The following is a 17,023-nucleotide window of genomic DNA, read 5'->3' as shown; positions in this document are numbered from 1 at the left end:
ACCTGGGCACAGGCTTGCAGGATATGGTCGGTACCGGGTCAGACGCGGTCCGAAGGATTCCTCATCGGTGCTCGGGGGTGAAGGCGGGACATCTCTCCCACTGTCTGTACGTGCTTGCCGTCAGATGCGGCGCTCGTCCCTCCGCCCGACAAGCGTCCACTACTACGCTTGCCGTAGATGAACATACAAGCGGCGCCCTCGCCGCGATGCTTCCTGGGAAGTCGCGCGGCGCTGATCGAACACGAGCCGTCAGACCCGGAACCCCGCGGAAAAAAAGCCCCGGACGCTTTCGCCTCCGGGGCTTTTCCTTATCCGGTGACAGCGGGATTTATTCGCGCTGGCCGGTCAGTGCCATCAGCAGGTTGATCAGGCTGACGAACAGGTTGTACAGGTTCAGATACACCGACAGCGACGCGCTCACGTAGTTGGTTTCACCTCCGCGCACGATGTTCTGGATGTCGTACAGCATCCAGGCCGCCGACAGCAGCGCGATGCCGGCTGAAATCGCCAGATGCAGGCCCGGAATCTGCAGGAAGATGTTGGCGACAATCGCCAGCAGCAGCACGATGGCGCCCACGGTCAGGAAGCTGCTCATGCCGGAGAAATCGCGCTTGGTGGTGGCCGCGATCGACGACAGCACGAAGAAGGTGGCTGCGGTGCCGCCTGCGGCCATCGCGATGATGCTGCCGCCGTTCGAGAAGCCCAGCGCCACCTGCAGGATGCGGCTCAGCATCAGGCCCATGAAGAAGGTGAAGCCCAGCAGCAGGGCCACGCCCAGACCGCTGTTCTTGTTCTTCTCGATGCCCCACATGAAGCCCCAGGCCACGCCCATGAACACCAGGAAGGACACCAGCGGGCTGCCGGCGAAGAAGGAGAAGCGCATCTGTATGCCCACCAGCGCACCGATCAGCGTCGGCACCATGGACACGGCCAGCATCAGATAGGTGTTGCGCAGCACGCGGTTCTGGCCGACCGAGATCGAACCGGTGGTCTGCATGCTCTGGAATTGCGGTTGCATCAAAGTCTCCCGAAGGATAGTTAGTGTTCTAAAGACTATCGCAGGGGGTGCGAAGTTTCAATGACAGCGGCCCGTGCTAGACTTCGGCCCTCAAAATATCCCTTGCCCCGCGCGGCTCCGCGCCCGGCAGGCGGCATCCGGAAGCTTGGCAGAGTGGTTGAATGCACCGGTCTTGAAAACCGGCAACGTCGCAAGGCGTTCGTGAGTTCGAATCTCACAGCTTCCGCCAGATTCCACGCATGCAAGCCGTTTCATGCGGAACAAAATGATCCGCCCAACAAAACGACCAACTAAGTTAGAGCGCTTTGGCGGTTCCCGTCAATGCACGGTCAAGCTTTCAACGTCAAGGCGCTATCAGCTCGATCATCACATCCATGGCTTGTTCGCGCGTCTCCTCGAGGATGACGGTTTCACCTGCTGCCCGGCGCCTCTCGACATCGGCCTCGATGGTCGCGCGCTGCTCCGGCGTTGCGCCTTCGGGAAACCATGCCAGAACGGGCAACCAGCCGGAACGACTGGCGGGGCTTGTTGCTGTTTCCAGCCTGGTAATACGGGTGCGCAGGTTCTTCATTCGGGTTTCCTTTCGGTGAGCGACGGACCCGGCCGCTGCGTGGCCATGAATACCCGCCTGCCCGGATGGTCGCGTCGGCAACGCTCTTCCAGTTCGGCGATGCTCTCGCCCGGCTGCCTGACGATGACGTCATGGGCTGCGGTGCTGCCCTCGCTGGCGTAGCGCGCCGATACGCGGAATGATCCGCAGCCATCCGGCTCCCAGAAGTCGGGGATGGTGATGAACAGCACCGGCAGGCCGTCGCCGGCTTTTCGCTGCGCCTCGGCCTCTGCCTTGCGCAGGCGCTGTTCCAGATTCTTCAGTGACATCGCGGCCGCCCCTTCCCATCCGACTGTGCTGCCTCGATGGCAGCGATTCGGCGCTCCAGGTCGGCGCCTTCGATCAGTCGGCCCAGCAGCGCCAGCATGTTCGCCAGCTTGCTGGCGTCGCCTACGTCCATCTGCCCCGCCTTGGCTGACCGATACAGCCGGGCAAGTTCCGCCTTCACGTCGTCGATCGATGCGAGCTTCAAACGAACTCGAGGGGGGGAGGGATGCTGCGCCTCTCCTGTTCTTGTGCGGCTCATCGGAGAATTTGATGTGGTTTTTCTTGCCACTTATCCCCCCTTTTGCCGATGCTCGCGCACGACTGCTGCCCGCCTCGATGCGGCCGAGACGATGCTTTCGAACTCCTTGGTAAGAAGCGCTTCGTACCTCTGTAGTGTTTCGACTTCGCTGGCCGTGCCGCCTGGAATCAGACTCGTCATGTCAGCGGTCAGCTCCTCCAGAAGTGGAGCGAGCTCGATTTCTCGACTCGCTGCCAGATGCGCCATTACGATAGTCAGAATGTGTCGATTTGCGGCGATAGCTGCACGCAATTTGAGGTAATTCAATTCGTCCATTCAGTAGCCTCCTGTCTGTGGCCGTAACCCAAATCGTCCATGGAGCGCAGCATTGAGTGGGCCAACGCCTGCGCCGACATCATCGGCCATCTGCGCCGCGACAGCTCGGATCAAAACGTTCAGGGAACCGTCCTCGCCTCGGGTGGTGGTCACCTCGGCCGGGGTCTGATTCGTGATGTTCACCACCAGACCATCGCGGGCGGGCGCCCCAGCCGCACCAGAGGCCTGGCCGACGTATCCACCGGCCGCGTACTTCCTGATCGGGCCTCCCGTGTTGATGGCATCGAGCGTGGCGACGCCAACCTTGCGCACGGCCTCCGCGCGGATCACATACTCGCCATTGCTCAGGCGTGCAGGGATGCTGTCGCTGGTGGCTGATCCAGGGCCGCGAACGTAACCGCCATCTGCGAAGCCAAGGAAGCTGGTGATTGCGGAGAAGATCCCGCCGAACCCTCCGCCGCCCCCGCCCTTTGCGCTGAAGGCCGCGGCAACGGCTTCCCCCAGTGGCTCTGTGATGCTCTTGCGAATCGCGATGCGCGCGACATCCTCGGCTAGGCCCGCGAACACGTCGGAGAGCTCTCGGCCGCGCAGAATCGCATCCTCGAAGGCGCTGCTGAACGTGAGGCCAAGCTCTTCACCGATGCCGCGCTGCTCGCGCAGCTTCTCATTCACTTCTCCGGTGGCGCGGTCCATGTCCTCGTAGAGCTTGGAGCGCACGGCGAACGCCTCTTCCCCAGTCAGCAGCGCCTGCGCCTCCAGGGCATTCACAAGCTGCACTTCTTCACGGTAGCGGCGCGCAGGATCGGCGATGTCCTGGTATGTCCGCACCATCGCGTCGCGCCGCTCTTCTGACTCGGCCTTCCAGTCAGCGAGCGCGGCGTTCGTATCCCTTGATTCGAAGCTGTCCTCCAACTCCCAGCGCAGTTTCAGAGGCGACCACTCGTCGACCATCGCCTCAGCCTCGCGTAGCATTCTCTCGCTGTCGTCGGAGCCTTTGCGGCGGCTTCCGCCGCGCGCAGTGAAGGTGCCTGCGGCGGCCCTTGGTGTTGCACTGGCAGCTACCGGTGTTGTCGCCGCTGGCTTCGCGCGTGTGCGGCTCAGAACATCCTTCTCGTACTGGTCCAGCGCTCGGCGAGCTTCGGCGGCGTCTGCCTTCACGGCATCCCCGATTGCGCTGAAGCCGGAGAAATCGAGTCTGGACAAAGCCTCTGCCTGGGCGGCGATGGCGCCAATCTCTCGGCCGATGCTCTTGAAGACGAATGAGATGTTGGCAGCGAGAACCTTGACAGTTTCTTCGACCACAAGGAATGCTTCGGCCAGCAGGCCGATATCCTTCTGCCCAGCCGCACCGCGCGATATCTCGTCACCCAGTGTGCCCATGAACACCGCAGATTCAGAGATTGTCTTCGCGAGCGAAGCGCTTGCACCGGTGGCTTCGTCCAACTTCCCGATCAACTTCAACAGCGAGTTTGCGCCCTGCGTCGAGGCCTGTTCGACCGTCTTGGCCATCGAGTCAAACTCTTTGCCGACCTGTTCGCCAGACTTGCGGATTGCCTCGAAAACACGCGCACCCGTGAGCTCGCGCAGCTTCCCGATGGGAACGCCGAGGCCGTCGGCGATCGCTTGGGCGAGCCGCGGCGCCTGCTCGAGCACGCTGTTCAGCTCCTCGCCGCGCAGCGTGCCGGAAGCAAACCCCTGTCCAAGCTGCACGAGGGCAGCAGCTGCACCTTGCGCGCTGGTGCCACTGACGATCAGGGCTTTGTTGATCGTCTCGGTGACGCCCAAGACCTCGGATTGCGAAACGCCGAGCGACTGTGTTGAACGGCGCAGGTTGCCGTACAGGTCCGAGGTCTGTTCGAGCCCCACACGGGTACGTTGGCTGATGTCGAACAGCGCCTCCTGCGCGGCCACGAACTCACCGGCGCTCTGCGTAACCAGCTTCAACCGCGAGTTGATGTTCGAGTAGGTATCCGCCAGCTGGACGAAGTTGCGCACAGCGACGGCAGTGGAAAGGCCAGCGAAGACATTTCGCAGCGACGTGGTGGCGCTGGCCAGTCGGTTTGCGGACGTCTCAGCGTTCTTGCCGGACTGCTCGAACCGGTGGAGCGCGGTGGCTGCAGATGTCGCCTGTGACGCGTCGATACGAAGCGCTAGGGTTGCGGTATTCGCTGTCATGCAATGCTCCTTGCGAATGCTTCAATCTGTCGGGGCAACTCGGCCAGCGTGGCCTTCACCATGCCGGCCGGCGCCTGTTGCGACCAGCCATCCTCAAGCCTTTGGACGTAGGGGAGGCTGTTCGATACGTAGAGGTATGGGACGGAGGCAATACGCACGGTCATCACTGCTGCCGCAATCGCCCCCTGTGTCGCGCCGCCGCTGCGGTCCGTTCTCGTCTCGACCACCTCGTAGTTGATTGCGCCAGCGCCGAACACCCAGTTCGCTCGAGCGCGCCCGGTATCGACCGGCGTGCGCATGATCAGGCCTTGCGCAGCAAGCACGACGGCCTGTCGTGCTGCACGCTCGATGTTGCCGTTCGTTTTCTCGACGAACCGGGAGATATCGACGCTGAACTGACCCATTACGCAGCCCTGTTCATGATCCCCAGCGCCTCGACGCGCTGCCGCGACGCCGCAGCGTCCTGGTCGGAGAATCCGAAGGCGCGGTAACCGGTGCCGGTTTCAAGCTTGTTGGTTGTGAGCGTGTCGACAACGGCATCCCGGCTCGCGCCGATGGCATGCTGAGCAACGGCCGCTGTGTGCAAAAGCACCTCTTGCGCGTAGGCCACGGCCGCGCGCCCCTCGTCGATGGCCGCAGCCTCTTCCGGGTTGCCTGCGCGTCTGCCGCGGTTCCAGACATCACGGACGAAATTCACCTCACCGTCGAGCATTGCGAGCGGCAGAGGGCTGCGCAGCAGCGCAATGGCCAAGCGCTGGTGCTTCTCGGGTTCGGCGTCGATACGGGCCAGCATGCGGGCTTTTTCCTCGGTTGGAAGGGCGCGCCACCAGTCGCGGCACTCGCGGTCCTCGACGGCGACAGCCGCGGCGGTCGGGTCCAGGGTCGGCAGGGCGAGCAAGGCGGCCTCCCGGTTGTCGATGTGGCGCGCGAAGGTCTCGACTTGCGACCAGCCGGCGGCAACGCGGCCAAGGATTTCCTCATCCACCGGCCGCGACTTATGCGCCCGTCCAGCGCTTGAGAGGTGCGGGTCCTGGTGGATCACCCTGCGGGCCGTCAGTCGTTCGTCGATGATTTCCAGTACGGCATCTGCGATGACTACGGGGTCTGTCCGCTTGGGTGAGGTCCAGCGCGGCGCCTGGATCTGGCGACCGTCCGAAAACTCGATCATGTCGTGCGTTTCTGCGGCGGCGGGGTGCGGTATGCGTTTCATTTCGATGTCCTCAGGCGATCAGTTGCTCAAGGCGCGCGCGGATCGCGTCGCCAGGGTTCGGCCATGCCGGTAGCGGGAAGTCCAGGTGCTGCGGCAGTTCCAGCAAGGCGTTGAATGAACGCGCGGGTCCGTCGAGCACGGCGATGGGGATGCGACCAATCCCCGTCGATCGATCCTGGTAGTTCTGGCTGCTCAGCGGCCCGGTTGTGTTGGTCACTGGATTCGGGTGAACGATGCCGTTGGGGAAAACGACATTGGTATTCACCACAGCCCGATCCAGTGCCGCGAGCTCGATGTACGCGGCCCGAAGCTGGGCGCATAGCGTTTGCCAGTTGTTTGCAGCGGTGGCGCGCTGTGAAGAGAGTTCGGCGAGAGTTGCCATTTCGAAACTCCTTGCGGTGATCTGGATGTCAGGCGCGACGGGTGCCGTGCAGTTCGCCCATGTATGCATCGACGATGCTGGCCGGCGCAGTCGAGTAGTTCGCGAACAGCTCGGTCAGCGAGTCTCGGCAGAAGGCGCTGTCTTTCACGTCCCAGCCGTCAGCGATATCGAGAATCACGTCCTCGTCTGCCTTGGTCTTGGCTTCCTCGCGGAACGCCCTCAGCTCGTCGCGCGTCTTGTGCTTGAACACGAACTCGATTTCGCCAGGCTTGGGCTGGCCGGGGATATGGATCTGAACCTTGGTCTTGAAGGTGGGGTCGGGTTTCAGCTTGAACGTCATGGTCATTCTCCAGAGTGTGTTTCGTGGGGCAGGTTGTGGAGCGAATCGGCAAGCCGGCCTATGTCGGCTTGCCGGTACTACTTGTGGCGGATGTCTGCTCTGTCGAACTGCTATCCGTCGAAGCCGCGGTCGCGATAGCCCCTGTGAATCGCGTCGCGCGGTATTGCCTGGTCGCGTGCCGGTCCGTATCCATCGCCAGGCACGAAAAGCGTTCTGTGGTGGATGTACCGAAGCCGGATCTCACCGGTCGGGCCATTGCGGTGCTTGCGCAGCAGCAGTTCGCCGACGCCTTGCCACTCGGGGGCGCTGTGCGTCATCTCCTCCCGGTGCAACATCAGCACGATGTCGGCGTCCTGCTCGATCTCGCCGGAGTCGCGCAGGTCGTGCAGCTGGGGGCGTCTGTCGCTGCGGTTCTCGACGCCGCGGTTCAGCTGCGCGCAGGCGATGATCGGCACGGCGAGTTCCTTGGCCAGCGCCTTGAGTCCGCGGCTGATGCTGCCCAGCTCCTGCGTCCGGTTCTGGCCCTCGCCGCGCATCAGACCGATGTAGTCGACCACGATCAGGTGCAGGCCGTGCTTCCTCGCCAAGCGCTTCGCGCGTGCTCGCAGGTAGGCGAGGGTGATGGCTGGCTTGTCGTCGATGAACAGACGCTGCCGGGCTGCCTCGCCGGATACCCGCGTGAGCGCCGACCAGTGCTCGTCGTTGCGCGTGCCGGTGCGCATCGCATGGACGCTCACGCCCGACCGCTGCGCCATCACGCGCATGCTCAGCTCGCGCGCCGGCATCTCCAGCGACATGAACAACGCGGTGCGCCCTGCTCGCGCAGCGTGATCGGTGACGCCCAGGGCGAAAGCGGTTTTTCCGACGCCAGGGCGAGCGGCCAGGATGATCAGCTGGCCGGGCTCGAACCCGCCAGTAAGCGCGTCCAGGTCCGTAATACCGGACGGCAGGCCCGTGACGCCGCCACCGTTCGCGCGATCGTTGATCAGCACCATCGCTTCGCGCATCGAATCGCTCAGCAGCAGAGGTTCGTCGCGCTCGCTGTCGATGGCTTGCGCCGCGATCCGCTCCAGACCGGCGGCGAACTCGTCGTGCGATACCGCTCCGGCTGCGTAGGAGACCGCCAGCGCCTCCGCTTCGGTTTGGCCCGTGCGCCGGTATGCCCGATCGCGAATCGTCGCCGCGTAGGCCCGGATATTCGCGGCGCTCGGTGTGTTGTTCGCGATCTCGCCCAGATAGGCCAGACCGCCGCAGCGCTCCGCCTCGCCGGACTGCTCCATCGTCGCATGCACCGTCACCACGTCGGCCGGCTTGCCGGCGCGGATCAGCGCGGCGATGTGGGTGAAGATCCTGCGATGGTCGTCGCGGTAGAAGTCGGCATCCGTCACCGTGCCTTCGATACGGTCCCATGCGTCGTTGCTCAGCAGCAGGGCGCCGATCAGCGACTGTTCGGCCTCGATCGAGTGCGGCGGCAGCTTCAGGGCAGGCGCGTTCATGCTGTGCTCCTGTGGTACTTGCCTTCGATGCACTTCGCGAAGTTCTGTGGCGACACCAGCCAATCCAGGCTCACGACAAACGGGTCACGACCATTGGCGGGTTGCGTCTGGCCGGTCAGGAACTCGGACTGCGCGCAGTAGGCGAAGAAGCGCTGCCACCACTCGACGTTCTGGCGTTTCGTGTCCTCGCGCCAGCGGGCTTGCAGGTGCTTGACCCGTGCGCCGCTCCAAACTCGAACACGTGTGCCGGTGGGCAGTGCCTGGTGGTACAGCTCGATGATCTGCTGATGCGGGCAGTCAGGGATACGGTGTTCAGGCGTGGCCTGAGCACCACCATCGTCGACAGACGATGGTGCAGTTGAAGGGTTAAGGGAATCAGGAATCAGGTTAAGGGAATCAGCCGGGCCGGTTCCGTGCTCGCCCGGTGCATGTACAGTGCTGGCACGGTGCTCACCCGGTGCTGGTATGGTGCTGGCCGGTTCGCGACAGTGGGGGTTCTGGTGTCTGGCGAAGTTCACCACCTGAATGAACCGTTGATCGTCGGTCTGATAGCGCTGGATGAACCCAGCGCTATGCAGTTCGTTCAGCATTTCATCCACGCTGCCGTCGTCATAGGGCAGTACTTCGGCACGGATTCTTTTCGGTCGATCCTCCAGTCTCCCGTCGCGGTCGGAGAGCGTCCAGAGACCCGCGAACAGCAGTCTGGTCAGGGGGGAGAGCTCGGCCAGCGCTTCGTTCTTGAAGAAGCCGGGTTTGATGTTCCTGGAACGAGCCACGGCTTACGCCTTCGCTGTGAGCAGGCCTGCCTTCAGCAGGCACAGCAACGCGAGAATGACGGGGCGGTGCTCGCTCTCCGGCAGGCGAGTGAGCAGCTCGGCGAGGCCGAAAGCGCGCTCGAAAAACTCCGCGCTCAGGTCGCCCCGGTGGGGGTGGCCACCATGACCGCGACTTTCCACAGGTATGACGTTCCCCATGGTGCTTCCTCACGCGGCCTTGGGAACTGCGGCTTGCGCGTCGCGCCAGGCGGTCAGCTGGTTTTGATCAAAAACCGTGCAGCGGGCGGATAGGCGGAGGGGCTTGGGGAAGTCAGCGCGTTCTTTTGCCCAGCGCCAGAGGGTGGCGCGGCCGATGCCAAGGAAGGCCGCGGCTTGAGCAGGGCGAAGAGATTTCGATTGCATGATGCGCTCCAGTTACCCCGCAATGGCGCGGGTCGGAGCGGATCATTTCTAACCGGATTTATGGCTCGCTATTCCGTAAATTCTTATCGTCGAGTGTGGCGCGAACCTCTGAACAGATGACCTGAAACCTAGGGTAGTTGCAGCCTTGGCCTGCCGTTTTGCCTTCGATGTACTTCCCGGCACGGTTCTCGCACACCAGCCACCCACGCGGTAGCGCATTCTGCAAGGACTCCCAGATTTTCGCGTTCTTCATTTTGGGGTTCTTCTTCAGCAGCTTTCGCACAGCCGTCTTTACAGGACCTTCGGAACCCTTTTTCCTCCCCTTGAACTTTCGCGCCAGGATCACTTCCGGCGCAGCTGCAATGTTCTGCCCGTAAAAGCGGCACGCCCACTGCAGCGCGGAAGCGCGCGCCAATGCGAGTTCATAGCCCTTGGCGCGATAGGCTGCCAGGGCATCGGTGCGCATTGCCAATAGGTCGTCGCGCACCCACTCTGGCAGAGCCTCCGATTCAATGAAGTCGTCGATGCTCTCGAGGCTGATTTCCTCGCAGGACCACAACTCGAAAAGGAAGCACCCCTCATCCTGGTCGAGGTATTCCCAAACTCCATCCGGATGCTGAGGGGTCGGTGGATGTCTTCGTCGCTGAATCATGGAGTCGTTTGCTCCAGACGGCGCACCGGAGGCATGCGACCTCAAGCTGTTCCCTTCCGGCGCTTGCTGCCGCGGTCGCCGATGCCTTCGATCGCGGCGAAGTTGTGAGCTCGTTCTGCATGGACGGAAGGCACGGTCGGCTGCGCTCCGGTGAGTCGCGCGCGCCAGTACTCGCGCAGCACGCGAATGTGTCCAGTCGCGGCGACCGCGTACGGCCAGCGATTCGCATCCAGCCACGCGCGCTGCCGGGCGCGGTGAGCGCACCCGGTCAGTTCGCGCAGCTCGTCGGTTGAAAGGTAGGTTTCGGACATTCCGCTCTCCTTCGAGGTCATCGGGTAAGCATATGCGTGACTCCCTCGAAGCCGCTGCCTCGCGCCTTTCAGCTGGCGCCGACCCTAACTCGCACACGCATCAAGTAGGCATCCTTACAGCGTTTGGACGCTCTGTGCAAAGCCTTCCGAGCCTGGTTTCTCGACGATAGTCGGCGGGAAAGCGGGATGCCGAGCAACATGCTGGAATCCGCCGAGTGATCATCTCTTGCGATCATGAAATACGTCTTGAAAATGGCGCGCATGGTCGAATCCCTTCAGAGTCAGATGACGCGGCGGTATTGCAGAACACCGACGACGCGGCCGATGAGCTTGATCTCAGGTTCCTCGATGCGCTCGTTCTCGTAATGTTGGTTTTCGGCGATCACCTGAATGCTTCCGTCCGCGCACTTCATGAGAGAGCGTACGAATTGCCGGCCGCCCACCTCGAACGCGTAGGTGTATCCGCCGGTGCTAATCCGGCTGCAAGGCTCTATCTGCAGCAGGTCGCCCTCCTCGATCTTGGGCGCCATGCTGTTGTCGGGCATGCGGCCTGTGATCTGCGTTGCGCGGTCGCTGAAGTGTTCGAAAACGGCAGAGGGCGGCAGTAGCGGCTCCGGCCTGCAGGTGGTGCTGGTAATGTTCGATACAGCCATGGGGTTACCTCCGTAACAGGTGCTTCATGGTCAGGGGCTGCCGGTGCTCGAACACCGCGCAGCCCCGCTTGCCTGAGTCCGTCAGGCGGCGGTACTTCTTATCGGTGTCACGTCAGCGGCAGACGTGAGTGTGTCGCAGAATTTCGCCCAATCGCGCATCAGCCGGCGCCGCTTCTCGAACAGGTCGCCGCGCCGGTACGCCGCTTCGACGTCGTTGCCGATGGCATGCGCTAGCGCCATTTCGGGCACCTCGCGTGCGTAGTTCGTGGCCTCGGCTGCCCAATCTCTAAAGGCGGACCGAAATCCATGCACCGTGATGTCGGCGTGGCCCATGCGCCGAAGGACCGCCGTCAAGCTCATGTCAGACAGCATGGCTCCCTGCCTGGAGCCGGGGAACACGAAGTCATCCCCGCGCGGCATCGACTCAAGTACGGCCAGCGCCTGATCGGACAGCGGCACCCGATGTTCCTTGCCAGCCTTCATCCGGTCGCCCGGAATAGTCCAGGTGCCGGCCTGCAGGTCGAACTCCGACCAGCGCGCACCGCGCACTTCGCCGGATCGGGCGGCAGTCAGGATGGCGAACTCGACCGCACGCGCTCCGATGCCTTCTCGAGTGCGCAGCTCCGCCATGAAGGCGCCCATTTCGCGCCAGGGCAGCGCGGGAAAGTGGGCACGCTTGGCGACCTTCGCAGGCTTGGGAAGGAGCTTGTCGAGGTGGCCTTTCCACCGCGCGGGGTTGTCCGCTTGCCGGTACCCGCGCACTGCGCACCAGTCGAGAACAGATTCAATCCGGCCGCGAAGCCGGACCGCCGTTTCGGTCTTGGTCGTCCAAATGGGCTCAAGGATGCGCACGACATGCGAAAGCTCGATGTCGCGCACGGCCAGCGGCCCGATAACCGGGCTGGCGTAGGTGGCGAGCGTGGAAACCCATTGCGCCTCGTGCTTCGCGTTCCGCCACTCGTGGCGCATGGCCTCGATGTACTGTCGCGCTGCGTCGTCGAAAGTGACGGCCGATCCGCGTGCCGCAATCATGGTGGCGCGCTGCACGCGCTTCTGTTCCACGGGATCGATGCCGCTCCGGATGGACTCGCGGGCGGCGCGGGCGGCATCACGCGCGCCGGCAAGCGAGACGGTCGGATATCCACCCAGGCCGATGTCCCGCCGCTTGCCGCCGACAGTGACGCGAAGGATCCATGTGCGGCCGCCAGAAGGCAGGATGCGGAAGTGCAACCCGGCGACGCCACCGGCCGCATACATGCCGGGTTCTTTCAGGCGCCTGAGCGCCAGGTCCGTCAATTCTCGTGCGATCTTCGGCATTGCCATCACTCCCCACGAATCGCCCAACAAAAACCGTGAGATTCAACAATACAATGCGATGCGACTAGATGCAAAGAAAAAGACAGAATAAGGCTTATAAGTGATTTTTTGGTGCGTGCTGAGAGGGTGTGGGGTTATACGGAGGCGGACACAGCTTCCGCCATAACCCTCTGCATCTCACCTCGACACGACGCATTCCCCGGCGGCCTCACGCTTCCTGCGTTCGTTCCGTGGTCATTCCGTCCAGCACCTGCCCACGGCGCATCCGCGCATAGCCGCGCCTGACTTCAAGCGTGCCGAATGGAGTGACGTGTGGTGACTCGAAGCTCCACAGCTCGTCGCCCGGACCGAGCTGATCCGCAAACGTCTGCCAACGGCGATTCAGGTGTCCGAAGGGCAGGGGCGGGGCGGCGTTCAGCGGGTCGGTGACTGTTTCGCGCTGCTCAATCGCGGCCCGGGTCAGGCGTTCGACCAGATGTTCGCTGCGAGGTCTGAAGTCGCTGAGTGCGCTGTCGAAGGGCGTGTCGGAATCGGCATGTTGCGTGTCGTCACGTCTTGCTGGCAGGGCAAGGCGAGCGAGGCGATACAGACTGCAGCCCATCAGCCACACGCCGATCGGCCAGAGCGCGATCACCGCGAGCGCCGCCAGCGGAGCGACCAGCATGCGCGTGATCCAGCGCTGTCGAGCTGTATGCGGGGCTTCCGTCGGATTCAGCAGTGCCCGGAAACGCCGGTTGCGAACGAGCGCAACAAGCTGCTGTATCAGCGCCATCGTCAGCGTCAGTACGCCGGCGACGAGATACAGCGTGAGCAGCGTATGTGGGCTCATTCCGGGCGCTCCGGGTGGGTACCGTTGGCAGGATCGATCCTGACACCGTTGGTGGCACCTTTGGCGACACCATTCGTGCGCACCTCGATGCCGAGCACTGCACCGCGCTCGACCCGTATCAGGCGGTCGCGCTCGAAGGTGCTGCCATAGCCGCCATGCACATAGTGCAGGCGCCGGCCTTCCGGTATCCGCAGCGTGCCGCTGCACCAGTGCGCGAACACCCGATCGGGATGTTCGGGGAAAAGGTCGGTGAGCTTCGCTTCGCGCCCGTCGGGGTAGCAGGCGTCGATGCGCAGCAGGTAGAGCCGGTCATGCGCGATTTCCCAATGCCCGACATAGCCGCGCCACAGCGCGGTGCAGCTGATCTCGAAGCCGCTGCGCACGCCGGACAGCGCGAAATAGTCATTCAGCGGCTCGGTGCACATCGAGCGCGGGCGTCCGTCGATCAGCAGGGTTTCCGGAATCTGGGCCGTCATGTTCAGCCCTCTCGGCGCGCGGCGCTGAAATCGACGAAGGTCACGTTGCCGCGAACCCGGGTTGGTGGAATGCGCGTTGACGCCACGCCACCCAGGCGCTGAATGGCGTCTTCCAGACGCCGGTCGATCACCTCGATCACCGGGTCGATGTTGATGAGAAACAGGTGCGCCCGTTCGCGCTCACGGTGCAGCCAGGCGCGGAATACGTTGGTCTGACACAGCACCGCATGCCGCAGCTCCGGCCAGATCGGCGCCAGCACCGAAAGATGCACGTTGGCCACTACAGACTTCCAGTGCGGCCCGGCCTTGCGTGGCAGGGCCAGCGCCTGATCGAGTTCCGGCGAACACAGCCAGATCAGATTCCAGCGCGCAGCCTGCAGGTCTTCATCGGCCTTATCGCCGGTCACGGCATGCCAGAGCATCGAGCTCTGCGGCTCGGGGCTGGGGCAGTAGTCGGTAAAGGGGCGGTGCGAATAGCGCACCCGGGTAGTGAGTGAAGGCTGTCTCATGTACGCATCATCCGAAAGGCTGAGTGGTCGGTTGCGCACGGAATTTCCCGGTGCGCGTGAGGCATCATCGGATCAACAAGGCTCACTGACTGAGCTCACGCGAACGGGCAACAGCCCGCCAGAAATACGGAGACACGGCATGAGCGCCATGGAGCGCATCTACTGCATCGACCAGCTGCTCGCCGGCCGTAAGGCCGTGCCGCGCGCCGAACTGCAGGAAAAGCTCGGCGTGTCGTGGGCGACGCTGAAGCGCGACCTTGCCTACATGAAGGACCGGCTGCACGCGCCCATCGTCTTCGATCGCGACCTCGGCGGCTACCGCTTCGAGAAGGAAGGGCAGCGCATCGGCCCGCAGTACGAACTGCCCGGGCTGTGGTTCTCGGCGGAGGAGATCCACGCGCTGCTCACCATGCAGCACCTGCTCGCCAACCTCGACACCGGCGGCCTGCTCGGCCCGCATATCCAGCCGCTGCTCGCCCGCCTCTCAGGCCTGCTCGGCAGCGCCGACAACCCGGCCGAAGAGGTGAAGAAGCGCATCCGCATCGAAACCGTCGGCGCGCGTCGCTTCCACCTCAGCCACTTCCAGGCGGTGGGCTCGGCCCTGCTGCGCCGCAAGCGCATGTTCATCCGCTATCACGCCCGCGGCACGGACCAGGAAACCGAACGCGAAATCTCGCCGCAGCGGCTCATCTACTACCGCGACAACTGGTACCTCGACGCCTGGTGCCACCTGCGTGAAGACCTGCGCGCCTTCTCGCTCGACGCCGTCCGCGCGGCCGACATCCTGGAGAAGAAGGCGAAGGAGGTGTCCGAGAAGCGCCTCGACCAGGTGCTTGGCTCCGGCTACGGCATCTTCTCAGGCGACAACGTCACCTGGGCCACGCTGCGCTTCACGCCAGAGCGGTCGCGCTGGGTGGCGGCGGAGAAATGGCATCCGGATCAGGTGGGGAGGGTGTTGGAGGATGGCTGCTATGAACTCAAGGTGCCTTATACGGATGATCGGGAGTTGATGATGGACATCATGAAATTCGGCGAGGACTGCACCGTGACTGCTCCAGACTCCCTTCGGCAGGCTGTGGCCAAGAAGCTCTCCGATTCCATCTCGAATTACTCGACCTCGGAGCTCAATTCATGAGCCTCGTGGCTGATAGGATCGGAGCCTCAAGCTAACGCCATGCATTCATGCCGAAGCTAAAACAAATACAGAACAACGCGGCTGTGTCGGGCTTAGAGCCAGGGCAGGTCGTGCGCGTCGTCACCACTGAACAAGTCGGCCCTTATGCTCTGACCATTTTCTCGGTCGAGATACAGGCTGAGTCGAATACAGGTTTTGATGACGGAGTGCAGCGGGCCATGAAGGAGAACTGCACTGTGCTGAAGTTCAAGAGCGCCGAGTTCAAATCAGGAGAGTGAGTACCCTTCGCGACTGGGGCGTGGAATCTGTCTGCAGTAATAAGATGACCTGCCGTAGATCTGTGTTCGTGTGTTTGAACGCCCTATGCGCATTTCGCTTGGGGCTGACGATGAAGCGCATTGCGTAGCTTGATTTCATGGACCACTCGACGCTCGTCACTTTGCGCGACCATCACCCCGCCTGGCGACTGCTGACTTCGCTGCATGCGCCGTTGGTCGCAAGTTTCCTGCACAGGGTTTTTGTTGCACCGAATGTGCGCGTGATGAGCGAGGTGAATCTTGCCGAGGCGCTGGAAGACGAGCTGTATGTCTTGCGCGAGCAGTTCGGGCTTGCGGCTTATCCAAAAGGCGCACTGGAGTATCTGAACGACTGGACTTCGTCGGACAAGGGATGGTTGCGCAAGTTTTACAAGCTGGGTACCGACGAAGCGCAGTTCGACCTCACGCCTGCGACCGAGAAGGCCATCGGCTGGCTGGCCTCGCTGACCGAGCGGCCTTTCGTCGGTACGGAGTCGCGCCTGCTGACACTGTTTGCGCTGCTGGAGCAGATCAATACGGGGACCGAAGCCGACCCGATCAAACGGGTGGGTGAGCTGCGCAGGAAGCGCGATGAAATCGATATCGAGATCGCTCGTGTGCTGGCGGGCGATGAGCCGCTCATGGACGATACGGCGATCAGGGATCGCTTTCAGCAATTTCAGCAACTGGCGCGTGAGCTGCTGGCCGACTTCCGCGAGGTGGAACACAACTTCCGTTTGCTCGACCGCAAAGTGCGCGAGAAGATCGCTCTGTGGGATGGCGCCAAGGGTGCGCTGCTCGACGAGATCATGGGCGAGCGCGATGCCATCGGCGATTCGGACCAGGGCCGCAGCTTCCGCGCATTCTGGGACTTCCTGATGTCCAGCCGGCGCCAAGAGGAGCTTTCCGAGCGGCTGGATCAGGTGCTGGCGCTGCCCGCCGTCGAGGCGCTGAAGCCTGAGCCACGCACTCGCCGCGTGCACCACGACTGGCTTGAGGCCGGTGAACACACGCAGCGCACGGTGGCCCAGCTTTCGCAGCAGTTGCGCCGTTTCCTGGACGACCGTGCTTTTTTGGAGAACCGCCGCATCCTGGACTTGCTGCACGGCATCGAGAGTAAGGCGCTGGCATTGCGTTCAGCGACGCCAACCAGCGCTGTGATGTACATCGACGCGATGGGAGCAGACATTGAACTGCCGCTGGAGAGACCGTTGTTCGTGCCGAGCGTGAAGCCACGCCTGGCCGGCTTGGCGCTCGCCGCCGCCGAGGACGAGATCGACACTGCGCGCTTGTTCGATCAAGTCGTGGTCGACAAAACGCGCCTGCGTTCAGTTGTGCAACAGGCACTGCGCCGCCAGCCTCAGATCACACTGCGTGAGTTGCTGGATGCCGAGCCCCTGCAGCAGGGCCTGGCCGAGTTGGTGGCTTATCTGGAGTTGGCCCACGGCGGCGATGGCGTGGAAGGCCTGCGCGCTCTCGTGGACGAAGCTGTGGAAGAGCCGATTCGCTGGCAAGCCAGCAACGCAGCGGGCGAAGCCGTGACGCGCGAGGCGCGTTTGCCCCGCGTCATCTTCACGCGCTGACGGCGTCCGGCA

At 63.1% G+C, this 17,023-nt stretch carries 24 protein-coding genes and 1 tRNA gene; 4 read left to right on the top strand and 21 right to left on the bottom strand.

Annotation, left to right across the window (positions count from 1 at the left end):
- Positions 1 to 328: 328 nt before the first annotated feature.
- The gene (locus tag METUNV2_RS0111790; RefSeq protein ID WP_026188105.1) at positions 329 to 1,018 is read right to left on the bottom strand and encodes a Bax inhibitor-1/YccA family protein; all 690 of its coding nucleotides are present in this window, start codon (positions 1,016 to 1,018) and stop codon (positions 329 to 331) included.
- 139 nt (positions 1,019 to 1,157) lie between these two features.
- Here METUNV2_RS0111790 and METUNV2_RS0111785 point away from each other — a divergent pair.
- Positions 1,158 to 1,247: transfer RNA gene (locus METUNV2_RS0111785), tRNA-Ser, on the top strand.
- Between the two features lie 114 nt (positions 1,248 to 1,361).
- Here the strand turns inward: METUNV2_RS0111785 and METUNV2_RS0111780 are convergent.
- The 20 genes from METUNV2_RS0111780 to METUNV2_RS0111695 form a co-directional block, all read right to left on the bottom strand.
- The gene (locus tag METUNV2_RS0111780; RefSeq protein ID WP_018229682.1) at positions 1,362 to 1,589 is read right to left on the bottom strand and encodes a hypothetical protein; all 228 of its coding nucleotides are present in this window, start codon (positions 1,587 to 1,589) and stop codon (positions 1,362 to 1,364) included.
- A complete protein-coding gene (locus tag METUNV2_RS0111775; RefSeq protein WP_018229681.1) occupies positions 1,586 to 1,897 on the bottom strand; it encodes a hypothetical protein in 312 nt (103 codons plus the stop codon). The genes METUNV2_RS0111780 and METUNV2_RS0111775 overlap by 4 nt, the downstream gene beginning before the upstream one ends.
- Positions 1,888 to 2,100, bottom strand: coding sequence for a hypothetical protein (locus METUNV2_RS19155; RefSeq protein ID WP_018229680.1), 213 nt, complete (start codon positions 2,098 to 2,100; stop codon positions 1,888 to 1,890). Before METUNV2_RS19155 ends, METUNV2_RS0111775 begins: the two co-directional genes overlap by 10 nt.
- An 84-nt stretch (positions 2,101 to 2,184) precedes the next feature.
- On the bottom strand, positions 2,185 to 2,469 hold the full coding sequence (locus METUNV2_RS0111765) for a hypothetical protein (RefSeq protein ID WP_018229679.1): 285 nt from the start codon (positions 2,467 to 2,469) through the stop codon (positions 2,185 to 2,187).
- Entirely contained in the window at positions 2,470 to 4,644 is a 2,175-nt protein-coding gene (locus tag METUNV2_RS0111760; RefSeq protein WP_018229678.1) for a tape measure protein, read from the bottom strand.
- A complete protein-coding gene (locus tag METUNV2_RS0111755) occupies positions 4,641 to 5,048 on the bottom strand; it encodes an HK97 gp10 family phage protein (protein ID WP_018229677.1) in 408 nt (135 codons plus the stop codon). The genes METUNV2_RS0111760 and METUNV2_RS0111755 overlap by 4 nt, the downstream gene beginning before the upstream one ends.
- Entirely contained in the window at positions 5,048 to 5,854 is an 807-nt protein-coding gene (locus tag METUNV2_RS0111750) for a hypothetical protein (RefSeq protein ID WP_018229676.1), read from the bottom strand. Before METUNV2_RS0111750 ends, METUNV2_RS0111755 begins: the two co-directional genes overlap by 1 nt.
- A gap of 10 nt (positions 5,855 to 5,864) precedes the next feature.
- Complete coding sequence (locus METUNV2_RS0111745) at positions 5,865 to 6,236, bottom strand: hypothetical protein (protein WP_018229675.1); 372 nt, start codon at positions 6,234 to 6,236, stop codon at positions 5,865 to 5,867.
- A gap of 28 nt (positions 6,237 to 6,264) precedes the next feature.
- Positions 6,265 to 6,576 (bottom strand): phage tail assembly chaperone, encoded by a 312-nt coding sequence (locus METUNV2_RS0111740; RefSeq protein ID WP_018229674.1) that lies wholly within the window; start codon positions 6,574 to 6,576, stop codon positions 6,265 to 6,267.
- 110 nt (positions 6,577 to 6,686) lie between these two features.
- A complete protein-coding gene (gene dnaB, locus METUNV2_RS0111735; protein ID WP_018229673.1) occupies positions 6,687 to 8,072 on the bottom strand; it encodes a replicative DNA helicase in 1,386 nt (461 codons plus the stop codon).
- Entirely contained in the window at positions 8,069 to 8,848 is a 780-nt protein-coding gene (locus METUNV2_RS19650) for a hypothetical protein (protein ID WP_018229672.1), read from the bottom strand. The genes dnaB and METUNV2_RS19650 overlap by 4 nt, the downstream gene beginning before the upstream one ends.
- Before the next feature lie 3 nt (positions 8,849 to 8,851).
- Positions 8,852 to 9,046: a hypothetical protein gene (locus METUNV2_RS19645; RefSeq protein ID WP_018229671.1), complete on the bottom strand. Its 195-nt coding sequence runs from the start codon at positions 9,044 to 9,046 to the stop codon at positions 8,852 to 8,854.
- A 9-nt stretch (positions 9,047 to 9,055) separates the two neighbouring features.
- Positions 9,056 to 9,250: a helix-turn-helix transcriptional regulator gene (locus tag METUNV2_RS19640; protein ID WP_081618538.1), complete on the bottom strand. Its 195-nt coding sequence runs from the start codon at positions 9,248 to 9,250 to the stop codon at positions 9,056 to 9,058.
- Between the two features lie 58 nt (positions 9,251 to 9,308).
- Positions 9,309 to 9,902, bottom strand: a complete 594-nt coding sequence (locus METUNV2_RS0111725; RefSeq protein WP_018229670.1) for a hypothetical protein — start codon at positions 9,900 to 9,902, stop codon at positions 9,309 to 9,311.
- Between the two features lie 41 nt (positions 9,903 to 9,943).
- On the bottom strand, positions 9,944 to 10,213 hold the full coding sequence (locus METUNV2_RS19150; RefSeq protein ID WP_018229669.1) for a DUF4224 domain-containing protein: 270 nt from the start codon (positions 10,211 to 10,213) through the stop codon (positions 9,944 to 9,946).
- Between the two features lie 281 nt (positions 10,214 to 10,494).
- On the bottom strand, positions 10,495 to 10,866 hold the full coding sequence (locus METUNV2_RS19145; protein WP_018229668.1) for a S24 family peptidase: 372 nt from the start codon (positions 10,864 to 10,866) through the stop codon (positions 10,495 to 10,497).
- 81 nt (positions 10,867 to 10,947) lie between these two features.
- On the bottom strand, positions 10,948 to 12,183 hold the full coding sequence (locus tag METUNV2_RS0111710) for a tyrosine-type recombinase/integrase (RefSeq protein ID WP_018229667.1): 1,236 nt from the start codon (positions 12,181 to 12,183) through the stop codon (positions 10,948 to 10,950).
- Positions 12,184 to 12,391: 208 nt separating this feature from the next.
- Positions 12,392 to 13,012: a hypothetical protein gene (locus METUNV2_RS0111705; RefSeq protein WP_018229666.1), complete on the bottom strand. Its 621-nt coding sequence runs from the start codon at positions 13,010 to 13,012 to the stop codon at positions 12,392 to 12,394.
- Positions 13,009 to 13,488 (bottom strand): hypothetical protein, encoded by a 480-nt coding sequence (locus METUNV2_RS0111700; RefSeq protein WP_018229665.1) that lies wholly within the window; start codon positions 13,486 to 13,488, stop codon positions 13,009 to 13,011. Before METUNV2_RS0111700 ends, METUNV2_RS0111705 begins: the two co-directional genes overlap by 4 nt.
- Positions 13,489 to 13,490: 2 nt before the next feature.
- Positions 13,491 to 13,997: a hypothetical protein gene (locus tag METUNV2_RS0111695; RefSeq protein ID WP_232415670.1), complete on the bottom strand. Its 507-nt coding sequence runs from the start codon at positions 13,995 to 13,997 to the stop codon at positions 13,491 to 13,493.
- 148 nt (positions 13,998 to 14,145) lie between these two features.
- Between METUNV2_RS0111695 and METUNV2_RS0111690 the strand changes: the two genes are divergently transcribed.
- From METUNV2_RS0111690 to METUNV2_RS0111680, 3 genes are all read left to right on the top strand, one after another.
- Positions 14,146 to 15,132, top strand: a complete 987-nt coding sequence (locus METUNV2_RS0111690; protein WP_232415669.1) for a helix-turn-helix transcriptional regulator — start codon at positions 14,146 to 14,148, stop codon at positions 15,130 to 15,132.
- Positions 15,133 to 15,179: 47 nt separating this feature from the next.
- Positions 15,180 to 15,410: a hypothetical protein gene (locus METUNV2_RS19385; protein WP_018229662.1), complete on the top strand. Its 231-nt coding sequence runs from the start codon at positions 15,180 to 15,182 to the stop codon at positions 15,408 to 15,410.
- Between the two features lie 137 nt (positions 15,411 to 15,547).
- On the top strand, positions 15,548 to 17,011 hold the full coding sequence (locus tag METUNV2_RS0111680; RefSeq protein ID WP_026188103.1) for a DUF3375 domain-containing protein: 1,464 nt from the start codon (positions 15,548 to 15,550) through the stop codon (positions 17,009 to 17,011).
- Positions 17,012 to 17,023: the final 12 nt, after the last annotated feature.

Origin of the sequence: Methyloversatilis universalis EHg5, from assembly GCF_000378945.1 — a bacterium.
GTDB classification, from domain to species: domain Bacteria; phylum Pseudomonadota; class Gammaproteobacteria; order Burkholderiales; family Rhodocyclaceae; genus Methyloversatilis; species Methyloversatilis universalis_A.
Note: the sequence above shows the minus strand (reverse complement) of the source record. Positions and strands in the feature narration are given on the sequence as shown.